19 protein-coding genes and 1 pseudogene are annotated in these 19,780 nt (G+C 59.6%); 7 read left to right on the forward strand and 13 right to left on the reverse strand.

Annotated features, from left to right (window positions below):
- Nucleotides 1-27: 27 nt before the first annotated feature.
- The 4 genes from ACMTA2_RS01150 to ACMTA2_RS01165 all read right to left on the reverse strand — a co-directional run bounded on the left by ACMTA2_RS01150 (nucleotide 28) and on the right by ACMTA2_RS01165 (nucleotide 4,674).
- Entirely contained in the window at nucleotides 28-1,461 is a 1,434-nt protein-coding gene (locus ACMTA2_RS01150) for an FAD-binding oxidoreductase (RefSeq protein WP_413793379.1), read from the reverse strand.
- A 157-nt stretch (nucleotides 1,462-1,618) separates the two neighbouring features.
- On the reverse strand, nucleotides 1,619-3,139 hold the full coding sequence (locus ACMTA2_RS01155) for a tripartite tricarboxylate transporter permease (protein WP_413793380.1): 1,521 nt from the start codon (nucleotides 3,137-3,139) through the stop codon (nucleotides 1,619-1,621).
- Between the two features lie 9 nt (nucleotides 3,140-3,148).
- Complete coding sequence (locus ACMTA2_RS01160) at nucleotides 3,149-3,622, reverse strand: tripartite tricarboxylate transporter TctB family protein (RefSeq protein ID WP_413793381.1); 474 nt, start codon at nucleotides 3,620-3,622, stop codon at nucleotides 3,149-3,151.
- Between the two features lie 80 nt (nucleotides 3,623-3,702).
- A complete protein-coding gene (locus ACMTA2_RS01165; protein ID WP_413793382.1) occupies nucleotides 3,703-4,674 on the reverse strand; it encodes a tripartite tricarboxylate transporter substrate binding protein in 972 nt (323 codons plus the stop codon).
- Between the two features lie 657 nt (nucleotides 4,675-5,331).
- On the opposite strand from ACMTA2_RS01165, the gene ACMTA2_RS01170 reads away from it, so the two are divergent.
- The 7 genes and pseudogenes from ACMTA2_RS01170 to arsJ all read left to right on the forward strand — a co-directional run bounded on the left by ACMTA2_RS01170 (nucleotide 5,332) and on the right by arsJ (nucleotide 10,016).
- The gene (locus ACMTA2_RS01170) at nucleotides 5,332-5,688 is read left to right on the forward strand and encodes a metalloregulator ArsR/SmtB family transcription factor (protein WP_413793383.1); all 357 of its coding nucleotides are present in this window, start codon (nucleotides 5,332-5,334) and stop codon (nucleotides 5,686-5,688) included.
- A 19-nt stretch (nucleotides 5,689-5,707) separates the two neighbouring features.
- Complete coding sequence (locus tag ACMTA2_RS01175) at nucleotides 5,708-6,178, forward strand: arsenate reductase ArsC (protein ID WP_413793384.1); 471 nt, start codon at nucleotides 5,708-5,710, stop codon at nucleotides 6,176-6,178.
- A gap of 159 nt (nucleotides 6,179-6,337) precedes the next feature.
- A pseudogene (locus ACMTA2_RS01180) lies at nucleotides 6,338-6,517 on the forward strand (arsenical-resistance protein); the annotation flags it as partial.
- Nucleotides 6,514-7,230: an arsenical resistance protein ArsH gene (arsH, locus tag ACMTA2_RS01185; protein ID WP_413793385.1), complete on the forward strand. Its 717-nt coding sequence runs from the start codon at nucleotides 6,514-6,516 to the stop codon at nucleotides 7,228-7,230. The pseudogene ACMTA2_RS01180 and the gene arsH, both read left to right, overlap by 4 nt.
- A 12-nt stretch (nucleotides 7,231-7,242) precedes the next feature.
- The gene (locus ACMTA2_RS01190; protein ID WP_413793386.1) at nucleotides 7,243-7,746 is read left to right on the forward strand and encodes a cyclin-dependent kinase inhibitor 3 family protein; all 504 of its coding nucleotides are present in this window, start codon (nucleotides 7,243-7,245) and stop codon (nucleotides 7,744-7,746) included.
- Between the two features lie 32 nt (nucleotides 7,747-7,778).
- Complete coding sequence (locus tag ACMTA2_RS01195; protein ID WP_413793387.1) at nucleotides 7,779-8,783, forward strand: ArsJ-associated glyceraldehyde-3-phosphate dehydrogenase; 1,005 nt, start codon at nucleotides 7,779-7,781, stop codon at nucleotides 8,781-8,783.
- Between the two features lie 9 nt (nucleotides 8,784-8,792).
- The gene (gene arsJ / locus ACMTA2_RS01200) at nucleotides 8,793-10,016 is read left to right on the forward strand and encodes an organoarsenical effux MFS transporter ArsJ (protein WP_413793388.1); all 1,224 of its coding nucleotides are present in this window, start codon (nucleotides 8,793-8,795) and stop codon (nucleotides 10,014-10,016) included.
- A 78-nt stretch (nucleotides 10,017-10,094) separates the two neighbouring features.
- Here the strand turns inward: arsJ and glmS are convergent, their stop codons facing one another.
- From glmS to ACMTA2_RS01245, 9 genes are all read right to left on the reverse strand, one after another.
- A complete protein-coding gene (glmS, locus tag ACMTA2_RS01205; RefSeq protein ID WP_413793389.1) occupies nucleotides 10,095-11,927 on the reverse strand; it encodes a glutamine--fructose-6-phosphate transaminase (isomerizing) in 1,833 nt (610 codons plus the stop codon).
- Between the two features lies 1 nt (nucleotide 11,928).
- The gene (locus tag ACMTA2_RS01210; protein WP_413793390.1) at nucleotides 11,929-12,705 is read right to left on the reverse strand and encodes a DeoR/GlpR family DNA-binding transcription regulator; all 777 of its coding nucleotides are present in this window, start codon (nucleotides 12,703-12,705) and stop codon (nucleotides 11,929-11,931) included.
- A 206-nt stretch (nucleotides 12,706-12,911) separates the two neighbouring features.
- A complete protein-coding gene (gene glmU / locus ACMTA2_RS01215) occupies nucleotides 12,912-14,279 on the reverse strand; it encodes a bifunctional UDP-N-acetylglucosamine diphosphorylase/glucosamine-1-phosphate N-acetyltransferase GlmU (RefSeq protein WP_413793391.1) in 1,368 nt (455 codons plus the stop codon).
- A gap of 115 nt (nucleotides 14,280-14,394) precedes the next feature.
- Nucleotides 14,395-14,820: a F0F1 ATP synthase subunit epsilon gene (locus ACMTA2_RS01220; protein WP_060739915.1), complete on the reverse strand. Its 426-nt coding sequence runs from the start codon at nucleotides 14,818-14,820 to the stop codon at nucleotides 14,395-14,397.
- A gap of 45 nt (nucleotides 14,821-14,865) precedes the next feature.
- Nucleotides 14,866-16,242: a F0F1 ATP synthase subunit beta gene (gene atpD, locus ACMTA2_RS01225; protein WP_003187186.1), complete on the reverse strand. Its 1,377-nt coding sequence runs from the start codon at nucleotides 16,240-16,242 to the stop codon at nucleotides 14,866-14,868.
- A 27-nt stretch (nucleotides 16,243-16,269) separates the two neighbouring features.
- The gene (atpG, locus tag ACMTA2_RS01230; RefSeq protein WP_030139034.1) at nucleotides 16,270-17,130 is read right to left on the reverse strand and encodes a F0F1 ATP synthase subunit gamma; all 861 of its coding nucleotides are present in this window, start codon (nucleotides 17,128-17,130) and stop codon (nucleotides 16,270-16,272) included.
- A 50-nt stretch (nucleotides 17,131-17,180) separates the two neighbouring features.
- Nucleotides 17,181-18,725, reverse strand: coding sequence for a F0F1 ATP synthase subunit alpha (gene atpA, locus ACMTA2_RS01235; protein WP_042727806.1), 1,545 nt, complete (start codon nucleotides 18,723-18,725; stop codon nucleotides 17,181-17,183).
- 21 nt (nucleotides 18,726-18,746) lie between these two features.
- Nucleotides 18,747-19,283, reverse strand: coding sequence for a F0F1 ATP synthase subunit delta (locus ACMTA2_RS01240; RefSeq protein ID WP_413793392.1), 537 nt, complete (start codon nucleotides 19,281-19,283; stop codon nucleotides 18,747-18,749).
- Nucleotides 19,284-19,295: 12 nt separating this feature from the next.
- Nucleotides 19,296-19,766 carry a F0F1 ATP synthase subunit B gene (locus ACMTA2_RS01245; protein WP_030139033.1) on the reverse strand — a complete coding sequence of 157 codons (471 nt, stop codon included), beginning with the start codon at nucleotides 19,764-19,766 and terminating at the stop codon, nucleotides 19,296-19,298.
- Nucleotides 19,767-19,780: the final 14 nt, after the last annotated feature.

A 19,780-nucleotide genomic window follows, 5' to 3' on the forward strand; every position in this document is an offset into this window, starting at 1 on the left:
CGGGGACGCCAGCAGCGGCCGTCTCGATCACTCCAGCCCGCCAGCGAAGACCTTGCCCGGGTTCATGAGCCCAGTCGGGTCCAGCGTGCGTTTGATGGCACGCATCAACTCGATCTCCAGAGGATCCTTGAAGCGGACCGCCGCGTCGGGCTTGGCCTGTCCCAGCCCGTGTTCGGCACTGATGCTGCCGTTGAAGGCACGGGTCATACGGTAGATGACTTGCATGATCGCGTGTTCGCGGGCCTTGAACGACGCGTCTGCATCGCCAACCGGCTTGCTGATGTTGTAGTGCAGATTGCCGTCGCCCATGTGCCCGTAAGAAACAATACGCACGCCGGGAAATTCTTGTTGCAGGGCTTTGTCGGTGCGCTCAATGAACTCCGGTATCCGGCTCACGGGCACGCTGATGTCGTGCTTGAGGCTCGGCCCCTCATGATTCTGCGCCTCGGAAATGCCCTCGCGCAGTGCCCACAGCGCCGCAGCCTGTGCCTGGCTGCCGGCGAGTACCGCATCGGTGACCCAACCCCGCTCAAAAGCATGAGCCAGGCCGTTTTCAAGCAACAGCGTCAATGGCGCATCGGGCACCGTGTCACGTAGCTCGATCAGCGCGTACCAGGGATGTTTCGTTTCCAGCGGATCACTGCAACCCGCCACATGGTCCAGGACGAAATCCAGGCTCTGGCGCGACATCATCTCGAACCCCGTCAAGCGGTCGGCGCACAGGCTGCGTACATGGCCGATCAAATCCACCGCCGCCTGTGGCGAAGGCAGCGCGACCCAGGCCGTCGCCGTGCTGTGGGTCGCCGGGAAGAGTTTGAGCACCGCCGCCGTGATGATGCCGAGCGTGCCCTCAGAACCAATGAATAAATGTTTGAGGTCGTAGCCGGTGTTGTCTTTCCGCAAGCCACGCAACCCATTCCAGACGCGACCGTCGGGCAGCACCACTTCCAGCCCCAGCGTCAGCTCGCGCATGTTGCCGTAACGCAGCACCGCCGTCCCGCCGGCATTGGTCGCCAGATTGCCGCCCACGGTGCAACTGCCCTCCGCTCCCAGGGAGAGCGGGAACAGACGATCGGCCTGGCTGGCGGCGTCCTGCAACTGCTGAAGAATCACTCCGGCCTCAACCGTGATGGTTTCATTGGCCAAATCAAGTTCACGGATGCGCTTCATCCGGGTCAGGGACAGCACTACTTGGTTGCCGGATACATCAGGGATCGAGCCACCGCACAAGCCGGTGTTGCCGCCCTGTGGTACCAAAGCGATCCTGGCCTCGTGGCAGATCCGTACAACCTCGGCCACCTCTTCGGTGGTGGCCGGGCGCACCACCAGGGCAGCCTGGCCCTGGTAAGCGTTACGCCAGTCCGTCAGATAACCACGCATCAACTCGGGATCGCGTACCAAACCCGTCGGTCCGACCACCTGCTCAATGCGCTGGATGATTTCATGATGCAACGACGACATGCCTCTCTCCTCGATCAGCTTACGGACGCTGCCAGCACTCGGCGCGGCTCGTCGTCCAGCCAGTCATCTGCTCGCTTTGCGGCGATAGGTGGCGATCTGGTTCAGCTGCTGCAACACCTGTCGGGTTGCAGCAGCAAAAGCAGACGAATGAAGTGGGCTAGCTGCGCATCAGTTCGATAGCGGCACTTTTCCTGTTGCGAATGACCGTCACCAAGTGCCAAGAGATGGAGGCGGCCGCCAGGATGAGAAAGCCCGCTGAGATGGGATTGGTCAGGAAGCCGCCGAAGTTGCCATCGGACAGCATCAAGCCACGACGCAAGTTGGTCTCAGCCATCGGACCGAGGATGAAACCGATGATGAACGGTGCAATCGGCAAACCGGCCTTGACGAACCCGTACCCCAGCAAGCCGAACAGCAACACCGCCCAGACGTCGAAGATCCGGCTGTTCAGGCCAAAGGCACCGACCACACAGAGCACCAGGATAATCGGCAACAGGATGTGCTTGGGTACCGCCAGCAGCTTGATGAACATGCGCAGGCCGTAGAACTCGAGCACCAGCATCAGCACGGAAGCGAGGATCAGCGCGGCGAAAATCGTGTAGACCAGCGGTGCCTGGCTGATGAACAACAGGGGGCCGGGCTGGAGGCCGTGGATCATGAAACCGCCCAGCATCACCGCCGTGGTGGTATCGCCGGGAATGCCCAACGTCAGCAGCGGAATCATCGCGCCGCCGATGCCGGCATTGTTGGCAGCCTCGCTGGCGACCACACCGTCGATCTTGCCTTTACCGAACTCCTCAGGCGTCTTGGACCGTTTCTTGGCAACGATGTAAGAGACGATATTCGACGTACCGGCACCGATGCCGGGCAGGATACCGATACCGAGGCCGATCACGGATGAACGAGTGGCGTTGGGTAATTGACCCACGAACTCTTTCATCGAAAAACCAAAACCTTTCACGCCTTTCATGCTGACGTGCTGGGGTCTGGCCCGGTGGCTCAGGCGCGCACTCTCAGCAAACTTCAGCACTTCGGCGACGGCGAACATACCGATCATGACCGTCAGCATGGCGAAGCCGCCATTAAGGCTCGGCAGGTCAAAGGTAAAGCGGCGGATGGCCTCGACCGGGGCGATCCCCACCGTGGAAAAGGCAAAGCCCAGGGCACCGGCAAACAAACCTTTGACCAACGAGCCGGTGGACAGCGTGGCGATCAAGGTCAGCGAAAAAATCGCGATGGAGAAGTATTCGTGCGGGCCAAAGCTCAGGGCCAGTTCCGCCAGGATCGGGGCAATGAACATCAGTGCGCCGATACTGAAAATCGTGCCGAGGAACGAGAACACCACACCAATGCCAAGGGCCTTGACGCCATGGCCTTGTTTCATCAGCGGCCAACCATCGAACGTCGTCGCGATGGAGGCCGGCGTGCCCGGTATGTTGAGCAATATCGCCGATATCAACCCTCCCGAGGTGGCGCCGACGAACAGCGCCACCAGCAGCGCCAGGCCAGGGCCAGGCCCCATCGAATAAGTCAGCGGCAAGCACAGCGCAATGGCCATGGTGGCCGAGAGGCCAGGCACCGCACCAAAAACGATCCCCACCGCAACGCCGAGGGTGATCAGGAGAAAAACGTAGGGTGTAAGTACGGCCGCGAAGCCTGTTTGCATGAGCTCAATCATGGCCGTCCCCTAGAAATCCAATAAACCGACAGGCAGGAGCAAGTCGAAGCCATGGCGAAAAATGTAAAAAATCAGGACTGACGAAATGACCGCTATCAGCGCGTACTGGAGGTGCTTGACCTTTTGTTCCGCCGGCGTCAGCACGATGAACTGGGCGTAGAGGTAAAGCACCGTCATGATCACGAAACCCACGGTCTCCAGCAGCGCGGTGAACAGCAGGACCAACGCCAGGGATTTGAAGACTGTCGGGTAGTCGATCGACTCGGTTTTTTCGGCGGGTTCAGCACTTTTATCCGGCAGCTTTCGCCACGCCCACAATTGCAATGCGCCCAGCAGGCACAACGCGATGGCGAGCAGCCAGGGTACGAACGCGGCATCGACGAACCCGCGACGCGGCAGGTTCAAGGTCAATACCAGATAAGCCACGCCGGCACCGAACATGGCCAGGCCGGCTAGCAGCTCGTTTCTTTTATAGGAATCCATACAGGCTCCTCTTATTGGAAAGGACTGGGCGCCAGGTGCTCGTCGCCCACGCGGCGAGCACCCGACCCCGTTACGCAAAATTATTTCCCTTTACGCATCTCGTCCTTGAACTGCATGAAGCTGTCGCGGGTTTTATTCAACGTGGCGATGGCTTCTTCGGTGCCCTGGAAGCTGACTGGCTGCTTGAATGACTTCTTCAGTTCCTCGGCATATTCCGGCTCTTCGGTGATTTTTTTCATGGTGTCGGCCATTTTCTTGACGATGGCCGGGTCCGTGCCTTTCGGGAAGGCAACGACGTAAGGCTTGTCCAGGACCAGATCCACGCCTTGTTCCTTGAAGGTCTTGACGTCACCCAACAACGCGTTGCGTTCGGCATTGGGCTGGCCCAGTGCGGTCATCTTGCCGCTGGAAATGTAATCCTGGACCGAACCGTAGCTGATGGCACCGAGGTCGATGCGCTTGCCCAGCAAGGCAACGATTTTTTCGGACACCGTGCCGCTGTCGACCATTTTCAGTTTCACGCCGGCGAGTTTTTCGAACATCAGGCCCTGCAGGTGAGAGAAGTTACCCATCTCGGTGCCGTAGGTGATGGTGCCCGGCTTGGCCTTGGCTTTTTCAATCAGTTGGTCGAGGCTGTCGATGCCCGAGCTTTTCGCCGAGACGAACACCGCGCCTTTGTCGACGCCGGCGATGCAGGAGATATCAAACGCATCAAAGCGGTCCTCCGACAGGCCGGCGACCTCATTGACGATCAACTGGCCGGTGTGGGTGAACAGGATGGTATTGCCATCCGGCGCCGCGCTCTTGACCGCATCGGCGGCAATCGTGCCGCCCCCGCCGGCCATATTGGTCACCACCATGGATTTGCCGGTGAGCTTGGTGAAGTACTTGGCCATCATTCGTGCGTTGAAATCCGTGTCACCGCCGGCGTTGGCAATCACCACCACCTGCACCGGACGGCTTGGCCAGTCTCCGGCGTCGGCGGCCATCGCCGTGCCGGCGGTCAAGCTCAGGAAGGAGGCGATCAAAGAGGCGCAGAGTGTTTTCTTCATTATTGTTCTCCAGGTGCTGCCATTTATTGTGGGATGGAAGGTAAGCAGGAAACGAAAACGCCCAGCGCTGAAGCCTGGCAAGACAGGCGAGGAGGCTTGGACGTTGGGATCGGGGATTTCGAATGCACGTGCGCGCCCCACGGGGCTTTTCGGGAGGTAAAGAAGGGGGCTGGCGCACTGCGGTAAAGCGTAGGGCCCGGTGGACTGTGAATTCGCTGGGCGGCAAATGTAGAAGACATGACTGCGCCTTTCGTTTTTATTTTTCTATGTCATACGTTGTCGTATGACTTGATATCATCACCTATCCTCCCAGATGTCAACGCAGTTGTTCAGTGACTCGCTATGAATACGACGAGCAGGACTGGCGACTTCGAAGAGGAGGATCAAGTTTCCGGCTCCTGCACAGGCAAGCTGCTGTGCATCGCATGCCTCCGGCTCAGAAAGCGAACTGTTGCACTCCTCTGCGTTGCAGCACACGCCCGCCCTGATCTGTTATGTGCACGAAGGCGTTCATGTAAAGCCACCCATCATCACACGCTTGCGACATATACGAAAAAGCGTATATTCGAAAAAACATATACGAGTAGAACATCGGGCGATGACCCATGAGCGCATCCAGATGCGCGTCCTCGCGAAGACTGAACACTGAGAACCGCTATGACTGACTCACTGACACCTACCAAGGTTTTCAAATGCCTCGCCGACGAGAACCGCATTCGGATGATGCTGCTGATCGCTCGCGAGGAAGAACTGTGCGTCTGCGAGCTGATCTGTGCTCTGGAAGAAAGCCAGCCCAAGGTTTCCCGCCACCTGGCGCAACTTCGTACCTGCGGCCTACTGGAAGACCGCCGGCAGGGCCAATGGGTGTACTACCGACTGCATACAGAGCTGCCCGCCTGGGTGCGCGAGATTCTGGTAACGACGCTGGAGGCCAATCGCGAATGGCTGAGCATCAGTGCCAAACGACTGGACACCATGGGTGAGCGCCCACAGCGCATCGCCACTTGCTGCTGATCATTGCCGAGAAAAATCGATGAAAGTTCTGTTCCTCTGCACCGCCAACAGCTGCCGCAGCATTCTTTCTGAAGCCGTTTTCAACCACCTGGCCACGGCCGGCATGAAGGCATTCAGTGCCGGCAGTCAGCCCAGGGGCGAGGTGCATCCGTTGTCCATCGCCGCTCTGCAGCGAGCAGGTATTTCCACCGAAGGCCTCAGCAGCAAATCCACCGATTCGCATGCCGACCTGGCCCCCGACTTCGTTGTCACCGTCTGCGACAAGGCGGCTGGCGAGGCGTGCCCCGTATTTTTCGGTCCGGCTGTTAAAGCCCACTGGGGGCTTTCCGAACCGTCGGACCTAAAGGGTAGCGCCGCCGGGCTGGACGCAGCTTTCGATATCACGATTGAACACATCAAACGACGAATTACGGCATTTCTTGAATTGCCTTTCGGCCAACTGAATGCCGCCCAGCTCAAGGTAGCGCTGGCACGCATCGGAACGCTCTGACGTTCAGGGAGATTCGCCATGAGCAAGAGCCGCCTTTCATTCCTCGATCGCAACCTGACGATCTGGATTTTTCTGGCCATGGGGCTAGGCATAGGCCTGGGTAGTCTCTTCCAGGGTTTACCGACGTGGTTGAACAGCCTGTCGGTGGGCACGACGAACATTCCCATCGCCATGGCTATTGCAACCTTCGGTCTCGCCTCGCCGGTAGCCTTTGCCACCGTGATCGAACCGCTGGTGGAAGTACCTGTATTGATCTCGCTGGTTGGCGTCGCCTTGTGGCTCAAGCGTCGCTGGTTCGATCAAGCATCTGGTGCCTTGTCCCAGGAGTCAAAATCATGACCGAACACCACATCCCCAATATCGATAGAGAACTGAGCGACCTGCCGTCTTCCGAAAAACTGGCGATCAAGCAGCAGTCCACACACAAACCTCGCATCCTGCTGCTGTACGGGTCGACCCGCGAACGTTCTTTCAGCCGCCTGCTGACAGAGGAAGCGGCTCGCCTACTGGAGCATTTCGGTGCCGAGACGCGGATCTTCAATCCAACCGGTCTGCCGATGCCGGATGACGTGCCCGATGACCACCCCATGGTCAAGGAGCTGCGCGACCTGGTGCTCTGGTCGGAAGGTATGGTCTGGTGCTCGCCAGAGCGCCACGGCGCGATGACCGGCGTGTTCAAGTCGCAGATCGACTGGATTCCGCTGAGCATGGGCGCTGTGCGTCCGACGCAGGGCAAGACCCTCGCGGTGATGCAGGTCTGTGGCGGCTCGCAGTCGTTCAACGTGGTCAACCAACTGCGCGTGCTCGGCCGCTGGATGCGCATGTTCACCATCCCTAACCAGTCGTCAGTGCCAAAGGCCTATCTGGAGTTCGACGAAGCGGACCGCATGAAGCCCTCCGCGTACTACGACCGTGTCGTCGACGTGATGGAGGAGCTGGTGAAGTTCACCCTGCTTCTTCGTGACCGTGGCGACTACCTGGTCGATCGCTACTCCGAACGCAAAGAGTCGGCTGAAGAACTGTCGAAGCGTGTTAATCAACGATCCATCTGAGGCTTTTTGAGCATGCACTTGCACCCGTATTCCGTGCTGGTCACTCCCGAGCTGATCGGCCAGCTGATCTTCACCCCATGCCCCGGTACCAAGGACACATCGGTCTCCCAGGCGTTGGCGACACTGCGCGATGCCGGTGCGAGCGCACTGGTAACCCTGATGCCGACTGAAGAGCTTCTGCAGAACGAAGTCGATCTGCTGCCTGAAGAATGCCAGCTGTTGGGTCTCGAATGGTTCCACCTGCCGGTAGAGGATGAGCAAGCCCCCGGAGAGTCCTTTGCTGCCGCCTGGGAAACCCATCGGGAGCGACTGAAAGAACTGCTGATGGATGGCAAGTCGATCGCGATTCACTGCAAGGGGGGCTCGGGGCGTACAGGCCTGTTCGCAGCCCGCCTGATGATCGAGTGCGGCATGCCCGTGCAGGAGGCCATCGCTCAGGTTCAGGCTCTGCGCCCGCGAGCGATTCAAAACCCCGCTCACGTCAGCTACATCAATCAGTTCACCGCCCCCCTGTGAACGTTCGCTAACCGCAACCCGAGAACAAGAACATGGCAATCAAAGTAGGCATCAATGGGTTTGGACGTATCGGTCGTTTGGCACTGCGCGCGTCATGGGACTGGCCGGAATTTGAATTCGTGCAGATCAATGACCCGGCCGGCGACGCCGAGACTCATGCCCACTTGATCAACTTCGATTCGGTCCACGGACGCTGGCACCGTGAAGCCGCTGCAGAAGGCGATTCTGTGGTGATCGACGGCAGGCGCATCAAGGTTACGGCCAACAAGGCAATCGCCGACACCCACTGGTCGAACTGCGATCTGGTCATCGAGGCCAGCGGCAAGATGAAGTCGGTAGCCGTGCTCCAGGCCTACCTGGATCAAGGCGTGAAGCGCGTGGTGGTCTGTGCCCCGGTGAAGGAAAAAGGCGCGCTGAACGTGGTGATGGGGGTCAACCAACACCTATTCGACCCGGCCCAACACCGCATCGTCACCGCCTCCTCCTGCACCACCAACTGCCTGGCGCCAGTGGTCAAAGTGATTCACGAGAACCTGGGCATCCGCCACGGCTCGATCACCACCATCCACGACCTTACCAATACCCAGAGCATTCTCGACACGCCGCACAAGGACCTGCGCCGTGCCCGAGCCTCAGGCATGAGCCTGATCCCGACCACTACGGGCTCGGCTACCGCGATTGCCGAGATCTTCCCCGAGTTGCGGGGCAAGCTCAATGGTCACGCGGTGCGGGTACCGCTGGCCAACGCCTCGCTGACCGATTGTGTGTTCGAGGTTGAGCGCGCAACCACGGCTGAGGAGGTCAATGCGCTGTTGAAGGCGGCTGCCGACGGCCCGCTGAAGGACATCCTGGGCTATGAAGCACGCCCTCTGGTGTCGATCGACTACCGCACCGATCCGAGGTCCTCGATCATCGATGCGCTATCGACGCTGGTGGTCAACGGTACCCAGGTGAAGATCTACGCCTGGTACGACAACGAATGGGGCTACGCCAATCGTGCAGTGGAGCTGGCCCGACTGGTCGGCGCGGCGGAGTAAACGGCGATCATGAAGGCGTTGCCAGCCCTGTCTGCGGAAGTGCGTCAGTACCTGCTCGTTACCGGCAACTACTGGGCCTTCACCCTCACCGACGGCGCTTTGCGCATGTTGGTGGTACTGCATTTCCATACGTTGGGCTACACGCCGCTGCAGATCGCGGCGTTGTTCCTGTTCTATGAAATCTTCGGTGTGATCACTAACCTGGTGGGCGGCTATCTTGGCGCCCGACTCGGACTTAATCGCACCATGAACATCGGCCTTGGCCTACAGGTGCTGGCCTTACTGATGCTTACGGTACCGGCAGCCTGGCTGACGGTACCTTGGGTGATGGGAGCCCAAGCGTTGTCCGGCATCGCCAAGGACCTGAACAAGATGAGTGCCAAAAGCTCGATCAAGCTCTTGGTGCCGGACAGCCAGCAAGGCACCCTCTACAAGTGGGTAGCCATCCTCACCGGCTCGAAGAACGCGCTCAAAGGGGTAGGCTTTTTCCTCGGCGGAGCGTTGCTCGCACTGCTTGGCTTCACCATGGCGGTACTGGCCATGGCAGCGGTACTGGCATTGATCTGGATCGGCAGCTTGATCCTGCTAAAAAAGGACCTGGGTAAAGCCAAGGCCAAGCCGAAATTTCGCGACATGCTGTCCAAGAGCCGAGCGATCAACATCCTCTCGGCCGCACGCCTGTTTCTCTTTGGCGCCCGCGACGTCTGGTTCGTCGTAGCGCTGCCGGTGTACCTGAGCACCGCATTAGGCTGGGATTTCTGGTGGGTCGGTGGCTTTCTTGCTGCTTGGATCATCGGGTACGGCATCGTACAGTCGTTTGCCCCCCACATCACCGGCAAGAAGCGCGGCCATGTACCGGATGGGCGCGCAGCCTTCACCTGGGCTATCGCCCTTGCCGGACTGCCCGCACTCATTGCCTTGGGACTGTCCGCAGGCTGGTCGGCTCAGGCGGTACTGCTCGGCGGGCTGATGCTGTTTGGCGTTCTGTTCGCCGTGAATTCATCGCTGCATAGCTACTTGATCGTCAGTTATGCCAAGGAAGACGGCGTCTCCCTGGACGTAGGGTTCTACTACATGTCCAACGCCCTGGGCCGCTTGATCGGTACATTGCTATCTGGCTGGGTCTACCAGGCTCACGGACTGCAAGCCTGCTTGTGGATATCAAGTAGCTTTGTGCTACTGGCTGCCCTAATTTCCATTGCGTTGCCCAGGCACACCAGACCTAGCCCCTGAGGGATAAACGGGCATGGACGCACCAAGCTCGATGTGATCGTCATCGGCGGTGGCCAATCCGCGCTGGGAACGACAGCCTTACTCAACCGTGACCGATTTCGCCAGATTACGCGGCTGGTCCACATCAGTCCCCTTGAGCACGGCCACGTAGTACGACAGCAGTTGCAGCGGGAGGGTGTAGAGGATCGGCGACAGGATGTCGTGGATGTGTGGCATGTGCACCACGTGGGTGCCTTCGCCGTTGGTCATGCCAGCCTTTTCGTCAGCAAAGACAATCAACTGGCCGCCACGGGCGCGCACTTCCTGCAGGTTGGACTTGAGTTTTTCCAGTAGCTCGTTGTTTGGCGCGACGGTGACCACCGGCATGTCGTTATCCACAAGCGCCAGCGGGCCGTGCTTGAGTTCACCGGCCGGGTAGGCCTCGGCATGGATGTAGGAGATTTCCTTGAGCTTCAAGGCCCCTTCCATCGCCACCGGGAATTGCGCGCCACGGCCCAAGAACAGGGTGTGGTTCTTCTCGGCGAACAACTCGGCGATTTTTTCCACGGTACCGTCCATGGCCAAGGCTTCGCCCAGGCGGGCCGGCAGGCGACGCAGTTCTTCCACCAACGTGGCCTCGACGCCTTCACCCAGCGTCCCGCGCACCTGGCCCAGGGACAAGGTCAGCAACAGCAGGCCCACCAGTTGCGTGGTAAATGCCTTGGTCGATGCCACGCCAATTTCACGGCCGGCCTGGGTCAGCAGGGTCAGGTCGGACTCACGCACCAGCGAGCTGATGCCGACGTTGCAGATCGCCAGGCTGGCGAGGAAACCCAGCTCCTTGGCGTTGCGCAGGGCGGCCAGGGTGTCGGCGGTTTCGCCGGACTGGGAGATGGTGACAAACAGCGAATCGGGTTGCACCACCACTTTGCGATAGCGGAACTCGCTGGCCACTTCGACCTGGCACGGGATACCCGCCAGCTCTTCCAGCCAGTAACGGGCGACCATGCCGGCGTGATAACTGGTGCCACACGCGACGATCTGCACGTTGCGGACCTTGGCGAACAACTCGGCCGCCTGTGGACCGAACGCCTGGACCAGCACCTGGCTCTGGCTCATGCGGCCTTCCAGGGTGCGTTGCACCACGGCCGGTTGTTCGTGGATTTCCTTGAGCATGAAGTGGCGGAACTCGCCCTTGTCGGCGGCTTCGGCACCGTCGCGGTACTGGACGGTTTCACGCTCCACGCTTTTGCCATCGAGGTCCCAGATCTGCACGCTGTCGCGGCGGATCTCGGCGATATCGCCCTCTTCCAGGTACATGAAACGGTCGGTGACCTGGCGCAGGGCCAACTGGTCGGACGCCAGGAAGTTTTCCCCCAGGCCAAGGCCGATCACCAGCGGACTGCCACTGCGGGCCGCCACCAGGCGATCAGGCTGCTTGGCACTGATGACTGCCAGGCCATAGGCGCCGTGCAATTCCTTGACACTCGCCTTGAGGGCCGTGGTCAAGTCCGACAGGTTCTTGAGCTTGTGGTTGAGCAGGTGGGCGATGACTTCGGTGTCGGTATCGGAAGTGAACACATAACCGAGCGCCTTGAGCTGTTCACGCAGGGCCTCGTGGTTTTCGATGATGCCGTTGTGCACCACCGCCAGGTCGCCGGAGAAATGCGGGTGAGCATTACGCTCGCACGGCGCGCCATGGGTGGCCCAGCGGGTGTGGGCGATGCCCAGGCGACCGAGCAGTGGTTCGGCGTCCAGCGCCTGCTCCAGCTCGCTGACCTTGCCCGGACGTCGCATGCGCTCGAGCTTCTCGTCATGGGTGAGCACCGCCACACCGGCGCTGTCGTAGCCGCGGTATTCCAGGCGCTTGAGGCCTTCGAGCAAGATTGCAGTGATGTTGCGTTCAGCAACGGCGCCGACAATTCCACACATGCTATTTCTCCTGGCAGACAGGCGCGCAGATCACGGTGATGCCGCGGGCCTGAATCTGATCGCGGGCCGCTACGGGCAGGCGATCATCGGTAATGAGGGTATGGACGCTGCTCCACGGCAGCTCCAGGTTGGGGATCTTGCGGCCGATCTTGTCGGCCTCCACCATCACGATCACTTCCCGGGCAACCTCAGCCATCACGCGGCTCAAGCCCAGCAGTTCGTTGAAGGTGGTGGTACCTCGAACCAGATCGATGCCGTCGGCGCCGATGAACAACTGGTCGAAATCGTAGGAGCGCAACACCTGCTCGGCCACCTGGCCCTGGAACGACTCGGAGTGAGGGTCCCAAGTGCCGCCGGTCATCAACAGCACCGGCTCGTGCTCCAGTTCGCTCAAGGCATTGGCGACGTGCAGGGAATTGGTCATCACCACCAGGCCCGGCTGTTGGCCGAGTTGGGGGATCATGGCGGCGGTGGTGCTGCCGCTGTCGATAATGATCCGCGCGTGTTCGCGGATCCGCTTCACCGCAGCCCGGGCGATGGCGAGCTTGTACTTGGAAACGGCCTGCCCGTTATCGGCCACCAACTCCTGCGGCATCGGCACCGCGCCACCGTAGCGACGCAGCAGCAAGCCATTGGTTTCGAGTGCGGCGAGGTCCTTGCGAATCGTAACCTCAGAGGTTTCGAAGCGCTTGGCCAGCTCATCCACACTGACCTCGCCCTGCTCCTGGAGCAAAGCAAGGATGTTATGACGGCGCTGTGGCGTGTTGCGTTTCGACATGGCGGCTTAAGTTTCGATTCGAAAGATAACGTAAGCAATCAAAACCTATTGCAACGATATCGTCAAGGCGCCAGGAGAAAAATTCAGAAATCATTAGATCAATGTGGGAGCGGGCTTGCTCGCGAAGGGGTCGAATCAGACAGTACAGCATGAACTGACACGACGCTTTCGCGAGCAAGCCCGCTTCCACAGGGGTTGTGGATAACTTAGGGCTTCTTGATTTTTTCCGGCCGCTTCCAGCCGTCGATGTTGCGTTGGCGTGCGCGAGCCACCGCCAATTGGCCGTTATCCACATTCTGGGTCAGGGTCGAACCGGCCGCCGTGGTCGCACCGCTGGAGATATCCACAGGGGCCACCAGGGAGTTGTTGGAGCCGATGAACACGTCCTCCCCCAACACGGTCTTCCACTTGTTCGCGCCGTCGTAGTTGCAGGTAATGGTGCCGGCGCCAATGTTGGTGCGGGCCCCCACCTCGGCGTCGCCCAGGTAGGTCAGGTGACCGGCCTTGGCGCCTTCGCCCAGATGAGCGTTCTTGAGTTCGACGAAATTACCCACATGGGCCCGGGCTTCCAGCACGGAGCCTGGACGCAACCGCGCAAACGGCCCGGCATCGCTACCTTCGCCCATGACCGCGCCGTCGAGATGGCTGTTGGCCTTGACCACCACGCCCTTGCGCAAGGTGCTGTCCTTGATCACGCAGTTCGGGCCGATGACCACGTCGTCTTCGATGACGACCTTGCCTTCGAGGATGACGTTGATATCGATGACCACGTCGCGCCCCACGCTGACTTCACCGCGCACATCGAAACGGGATGGATCGCGCAGGGTCACGCCTTGGGCCATCAGGCGGCGGGCGGCGCGCAATTGATAGTGGCGCTCCAGCTCGGCCAGTTGCCGGCGATCGTTGGCGCCCTGCACTTCCATGGCATCCAGCGGTTGCTCGGTGGCGACGACCAGTCCGTCAGCAACGGCCATGGCAATCACATCGGTCAGGTAGTACTCACCCTGGGCATTGTTATTCGACAGACGACTCATCCAGTCGCCCAGGCGCTCGGCCGGCACGGCAAGAATCCCGGTGTTGCCCTCGCTAATCCCACGCTGGGCTTCGCTGGCGTCCTTTTGCTCGACGATCGCCGTCACTTGGCCGTCGGCGTCGCGCACAATACGGCCGTAGCCGGTGGGGTCGTCCAATTCGACGGTCAAGAGGCCCAACTGCTGTGGCGCGACGTGCTTGAGCAGGCGCTGCAAGGTCTCGACTTCGATCAGCGGCACATCGCCGTAGAGAATCAGCACCGTATCGGCCGTGATGAACGGTACGGCCTGGGCCACCGCGTGGCCGGTGCCCAGTTGTTTGTCCTGCAGGACGAAATTCAGGTCATCCGCCGCCAGGCGTTCGCGTACCGCATCGGCACCGTGACCGATCACCACATGAATGCGCTGTGGATCAAGTTGCCGCGCGCTGTGGATAACATGACCGAGCATGGAATTGCCGGCGACCGGGTGCAAGACCTTGGGCAACGCCGAACGCATGCGAGTGCCTTGGCCGGCCGCGAGGATAACGATTTCAAGAGACATGACTGGCTACCAATCCTGGGTGGTCAGCGGCTGCGACCAGATAAAGAGTGTCGGGAAAAGAAAAAAGGGTAGCCGAGGCTACCCTTTTTAATCAATCGCACAGAAAGCGGACGGCTTAGCCGCCGAACTTCTTGCGGATCTGCTGGACGGTGCGCAGCTGGGCTGCGGCCTCGGCCAGACGTGCGGCAGCAGAACCGTAGTCGAACTCCGCGCCTCGCTCGTGCAGGGCCTTCTCGGCGGCCTTGACGGCCTCCTGAGCGGAGGCTTCGTCCAGGTCGGCAGCACGTTGCACGGTGTCGGCAAGGACCTTGACCATGTTCGGCTGAACCTCGAGGAAACCACCGGAGATGTAGAACACCTCCCTTTCCCCGCCCTGCTTGGTCAGAGTAATCGGACCTGGCTTCAAGCTGGTGATCAGCGGTGCGTGACCCAGGGCGATACCAAGATCACCCAGCTCACCGTGCGCAACCACAAACTCGACCAGACCGGAGAAGATTTCCCCTTCCGCACTGACGATATCGCAATGGACTGTCATAGCCATCTGATTGCCTCAACCTAAATTAGCGCCCGTTGCCGGGCGCCGGGATTACAGTTTCTTGGCTTTCTCGATCGCTTCTTCGATGCCGCCGACCATGTAGAACGCTTGTTCTGGCAGGTGGTCGTAGTCACCGTTGAGGATGCCTTTGAAGCCAGCAATGGTGTCTTTCAGGGAAACGTATTTACCCGAGGCACCGGTGAAGACTTCAGCCACGAAGAACGGCTGCGACAAGAAGCGCTGGATCTTACGAGCACGGTTTACCAACTGCTTGTCGGCTTCCGACAGCTCGTCCATACCCAGGATCGCGATGATGTCCTTCAGTTCCTTGTAACGCTGCAGCACGTACTGGACGCCGCGAGCGGTGTCGTAGTGCTCCTGGCCGATCACGTTCGGGTCCAGTTGACGCGAAGTCGAGTCCAGTGGGTCTACTGCCGGGTAGATACCCAGGGAAGCGATGTCACGGGACAGAACGACGGTGGCGTCCAAGTGGGCGAAGGTGGTCGCTGGCGACGGGTCGGTCAAGTCGTCCGCTGGTACGTATACCGCTTGGATCGAGGTGATCGAGCCTTGCTTGGTCGAAGTGATGCGCTCTTGCAGCACGCCCATCTCTTCGGCCAGGGTCGGCTGGTAGCCTACTGCCGAAGGCATACGGCCCAGCAGTGCGGATACTTCGGTACCGGCCAGGGTGTAACGGTAGATGTTGTCGACGAACAGCAGAACGTCGTTACCTTCGTCACGGAACTTCTCGGCCATGGTCAGGCCGGTCAGGGCTACGCGCAGACGGTTTCCCGGCGGCTCGTTCATCTGGCCGTAGACCAGTGCCACTTTGTCCAGAACGTTGGAATCCTTCATCTCGTGGTAGAAGTCGTTACCCTCACGAGTACGCTCACCCACACCGGCGAACACGGAATAACCGCTGTGCTCGATGGCGATGTTACGGATCAGTTCCATCATGTTTACGGTCTTGCCTACACCGGCACCACCGAACAGACCGACTTTACCGCCCTTGGCGAACGGGCAGACCAGGTCGATAACCTTGATGCCGGTTTCCAGCAGCTCGTTGCCACCGGCCTGTTCAGCGAAGGTTGGCGCAGGACGGTGAATGCCCCAGCGCTCTTCGGTGTCGATCGGGCCAGCTTCGTCGATCGGGTTGCCCAGTACGTCCATGATCCGGCCCAGGGTCGCTTTACCGACCGGTACGGAGATGGCTGCGCCCGTGTTGTTGACGTCCAGACCGCGCTTCAAGCCCTCGGTGGAGCCCATCGCAATGGTACGAACCACGCCGTCGCCCAGCTGCTGCTGAACTTCCAGGGTGGTTTCGGCGCCTTGAACCTTCAAGGCGTCGTAGATGCTCGGTACGCTGTCGCGTGGGAATTCCACGTCGATAACGGCGCCGATGATTTGAACGATACGTCCGCTACTCATAGCTGGATCCTCTGAATATTTGAACCGTTAAACCGCGGCAGCGCCGCCGACGATTTCCGAGATCTCTTGGGTGATCGCAGCCTGACGCGCCTTGTTGTAGATCAGCTGCAAATCGCTGATCAAATCACCGGCGTTGTCGGTAGCGTTCTTCATCGCGATCATCCGCGCCGCTTGTTCAGCTGCGTTGTTCTCGACCACCGCCTGGTAGACCTGCGACTCCACGTAGCGGACCATCAAGCCGTCAAGCAGCTCCTTGGCATCCGGTTCGTAGAGATAGTCCCAGTGGTGCTTGAGTTCCTGTTCCGGGGTCGCCACCAGTGGAATCAACTGCTCCACGGTCGGCTGTTGCGTCATGGTGTTGATGAACTTGTTGGATACCACGGACAGGCGGTCGATCCGGCCTTCCAGGTAAGCATCCAGCATCACCTTGACGCTGCCGATCAGGTCATTGATCGACGGTTCTTCACCCAGGTGGCTGATAGCAGCGACGACATTACCGCCGAAGTTGCGGAAGAAAGCCGCACCCTTGCTACCGACCACGCACAGATCGATCTCGACGCCTTGTTCGCGGTTTACCGCCATGTCCTTGACCAGGGCCTTGAACAGGTTGGTGTTCAAGCCACCGCACAGACCACGGTCACTGCTCACCACAACGTAACCGACGCGCTTGACGGCGCGGTCGATCATGAACGGGTGGCGGTATTCCGGGTTGGCGTTGGCCAGATGACCAATCACCTGGCGGATGCGCTCCGCATAAGGACGGCTAGCAGCCATGCGCATTTGTGCCTTGCGCATTTTGCTGACCGCCACTTTTTCCATGGCGCTGGTAATCTTTTGCGTGCTTTTGATGCTCGCAATCTTACTGCGAATCTCTTTTGCGCCTGCCATGTAACACCTATCAGGTTAGCAAGCGGGAGCCTTGCGGCTCCCGCTGCGGCTTACCAGGTTTGGGTGGCCTTGAACTTCTCGATACCGGCTTTGAGGCCAGCGTCGATTTCGTCATTGAAGTCACCTTTAACGTTGATCTTGGCCATCAAATCGGCGTGATCGCGGTTGAAGAAAGCGATCAGCGCTTGTTCGAAGCTGCCGATCTTGGTGATTTCAATGTCAGTCAGGAACCCACGCTCAGCGGCATACAGCGACAGCGCCATGTCAGCGATCGACATCGGTGCGTATTGCTTCTGCTTCATCAGCTCGGTAACGCGCTGACCATGCTCAAGTTGCTTACGGGTCGCTTCGTCCAGGTCAGAAGCGAACTGGGCGAATGCCGCCAGTTCACGGTACTGGGCCAGGGCGGTACGGATACCACCGGACAGCTTCTTGATGATCTTGGTCTGAGCGGCACCACCTACACGGGATACCGAAACACCGGCGTTCACAGCAGGACGGATGCCCGAGTTGAACATGGCCGATTCCAGGAAGATCTGACCGTCGGTGATGGAGATCACGTTGGTCGGAACGAACGCGGAAACGTCGCCAGCCTGGGTTTCGATGATCGGCAGAGCGGTCAGGGAACCGGTCTTGCCCGTCACGGCGCCGTTGGTGAACTTCTCGACGTACTCTTCCGAAACGCGGGATGCGCGCTCCAGCAGACGGGAGTGGAGATAGAACACGTCGCCTGGGTAGGCTTCACGGCCTGGTGGACGGCGCAGCAGCAGGGAGATCTGGCGGTAAGCCACTGCCTGCTTGGACAGATCGTCATAAACGATCAGCGCGTCTTCACCGCGGTCGCGGAAGTATTCGCCCATGGTGCAACCGGAGTACGGTGCCAGGAATTGCAGTGCAGCCGATTCGGAAGCACTGGCGGCAACGATGATGGTGTTAGCCAGTGCACCGTTCTCTTCCAGCTTGCGAACTACGTTGGCGATGGTCGATTGCTTCTGACCGATGGCCACGTAGACGCAGAAGATGCCGCTGTTTTTCTGGTTGATGATCGCGTCGATCGCCAGGGCGGTCTTACCGATCTGACGGTCACCGATGATCAGCTCACGCTGGCCACGGCCGACAGGGATCATGGCATCGACAGCCTTGTAGCCAGTCTGTACAGGCTGGTCTACCGACTTACGCCAGATCACGCCTGGAGCAACTTTCTCGACCGCGTCGGTCTCGGTGTTGTTCAGCGGACCTTTGCCGTCAACAGGGTTACCCAGTGCGTCGACAACGCGACCCAGCAGTTCCTTGCCTACCGGAACTTCGAGGATACGGCCGGTGCACTTGGCGCTCATGCCTTCGGCCAGCGTCGTGTACGCGCCCAATACCACGGCACCTACAGAGTCTTGCTCCAGGTTGAGGGCCATACCGTAGACGCCGCCCGGAAACTCGATCATCTCGCCGTACATGACGTCGGCCAGACCGTGAATCCGCACGATGCCGTCAGATACGCTGACGACAGTGCCTTCGTTACGGGCTTGGGAGGTCACATCGAGCTTTTCGATGCGGCCCTTGATAATTTCACTTATTTCGGAAGGATTGAGTTGCTGCATTGCTCTGCTGCCCCTTCAAACTCAAGATTTCAATGCTTCGGCAAGTTTCGCGATTTTGCCGCGAATCGAGCCATCGATAACCAGGTCGCCGGCGCGGATGACAACGCCCCCAATCAGGGACTTGTCTTCCTCGACTTGCAGGCGCACTTCCCGGTTGAGTCGTGCACTGAGAACCTTGGCGAGTTTGTCTTGCTGTTCTTGGTTCAATGCGAAAGCACTGGTCACTTCCACGTCTACCGACTTCTCTTGTTCGGCCTTGTACAGGTCGAAAAGAGCGGCGATCTCCGGCAGAAGCGGGAGACGGTCGTTTTCGGCAACGACGTGAATGAAATTCTGTGCCTTGGCATCGAACTTGTCGCCGCACACGTCAATGAACGTGGCGGCCTTTTCTGCGCTCGTCAGTCGCGGGGCCTTGAGCACGCGCTGCATGGTGTCGTCTTGCGACACCACTGCTGCCAGGCCGAGCATGGCTGACCAATTGGCCAGTTGCTGGTGGGCCTGAGCGTGCTCGAAGGCCGCCTTAGCGTAAGGTCGGGCCAACGTGGTCAGTTCTGCCATGATCGCCCTCGCTTAGATTTCAGCAGCCAGTTGGTTAACCAGCTCTGCGTGCGCGTTTTGATCGATTGTGGCACCCAGGATCTTCGAAGCACCGCCAACGGCCAGGCTACCCACTTGGGCACGCAGCGCGTCTTTGACACTGTTGAGTTCCTGTTCGATCTCGGCTTGAGCCTGAGCCTTCACACGGTCAGCTTCGACGCGAGCCTGTTCACGGGCTTCGTCGACAATCTGGGTACCGCGTTTCTTGGCTTGCTCGATGATTTCAGCTGCCTGAGCCTTCGCTTCGCGCAGTTGCTGACCCACTTTCTCATGGGCCAACTCCAGGTCGCGAGCTGCACGGCTGGCAGCGTCCAGACCATCAGCGATCTTCTTTTGACGTTCGTGCAATGCCGCAATGACCGGAGGCCATACGAACTTCATGCAGAACAGTACAAAAATCAGGAACGCAACGGACTGGCCAATCAGGGTCGCATTAATGTTCACGCCAACACCTCGCA

This window comes from Pseudomonas medicaginis (genome assembly GCF_965119365.1).
GTDB lineage: Bacteria > Pseudomonadota > Gammaproteobacteria > Pseudomonadales > Pseudomonadaceae > Aquipseudomonas.

Coding starts and splice junctions, on each gene's coding strand:
- ACMTA2_RS01150 (WP_413793379.1), bottom strand. CDS start 1,461: ATGTCGTCGTTGCATCATGAAATCATCCAGCGCATTGAGCAGGTGGTC.
- ACMTA2_RS01155 (WP_413793380.1), bottom strand. CDS start 3,139: ATGATTGAGCTCATGCAAACAGGCTTCGCGGCCGTACTTACACCCTAC.
- ACMTA2_RS01160 (WP_413793381.1), bottom strand. CDS start 3,622: ATGGATTCCTATAAAAGAAACGAGCTGCTAGCCGGCCTGGCCATGTTC.
- ACMTA2_RS01165 (WP_413793382.1), bottom strand. CDS start 4,674: ATGAAGAAAACACTCTGCGCCTCTTTGATCGCCTCCTTCCTGAGCTTG.
- ACMTA2_RS01170 (WP_413793383.1), top strand. CDS start 5,332: ATGACTGACTCACTGACACCTACCAAGGTTTTCAAATGCCTCGCCGAC.
- ACMTA2_RS01175 (WP_413793384.1), top strand. CDS start 5,708: ATGAAAGTTCTGTTCCTCTGCACCGCCAACAGCTGCCGCAGCATTCTT.
- arsH (WP_413793385.1), top strand. CDS start 6,514: ATGACCGAACACCACATCCCCAATATCGATAGAGAACTGAGCGACCTG.
- ACMTA2_RS01190 (WP_413793386.1), top strand. CDS start 7,243: ATGCACTTGCACCCGTATTCCGTGCTGGTCACTCCCGAGCTGATCGGC.
- ACMTA2_RS01195 (WP_413793387.1), top strand. CDS start 7,779: ATGGCAATCAAAGTAGGCATCAATGGGTTTGGACGTATCGGTCGTTTG.
- arsJ (WP_413793388.1), top strand. CDS start 8,793: ATGAAGGCGTTGCCAGCCCTGTCTGCGGAAGTGCGTCAGTACCTGCTC.
- glmS (WP_413793389.1), bottom strand. CDS start 11,927: ATGTGTGGAATTGTCGGCGCCGTTGCTGAACGCAACATCACTGCAATC.
- ACMTA2_RS01210 (WP_413793390.1), bottom strand. CDS start 12,705: ATGTCGAAACGCAACACGCCACAGCGCCGTCATAACATCCTTGCTTTG.
- glmU (WP_413793391.1), bottom strand. CDS start 14,279: ATGTCTCTTGAAATCGTTATCCTCGCGGCCGGCCAAGGCACTCGCATG.
- ACMTA2_RS01220 (WP_060739915.1), bottom strand. CDS start 14,820: ATGGCTATGACAGTCCATTGCGATATCGTCAGTGCGGAAGGGGAAATC.
- atpD (WP_003187186.1), bottom strand. CDS start 16,242: ATGAGTAGCGGACGTATCGTTCAAATCATCGGCGCCGTTATCGACGTG.
- atpG (WP_030139034.1), bottom strand. CDS start 17,130: ATGGCAGGCGCAAAAGAGATTCGCAGTAAGATTGCGAGCATCAAAAGC.
- atpA (WP_042727806.1), bottom strand. CDS start 18,725: ATGCAGCAACTCAATCCTTCCGAAATAAGTGAAATTATCAAGGGCCGC.
- ACMTA2_RS01240 (WP_413793392.1), bottom strand. CDS start 19,283: ATGGCAGAACTGACCACGTTGGCCCGACCTTACGCTAAGGCGGCCTTC.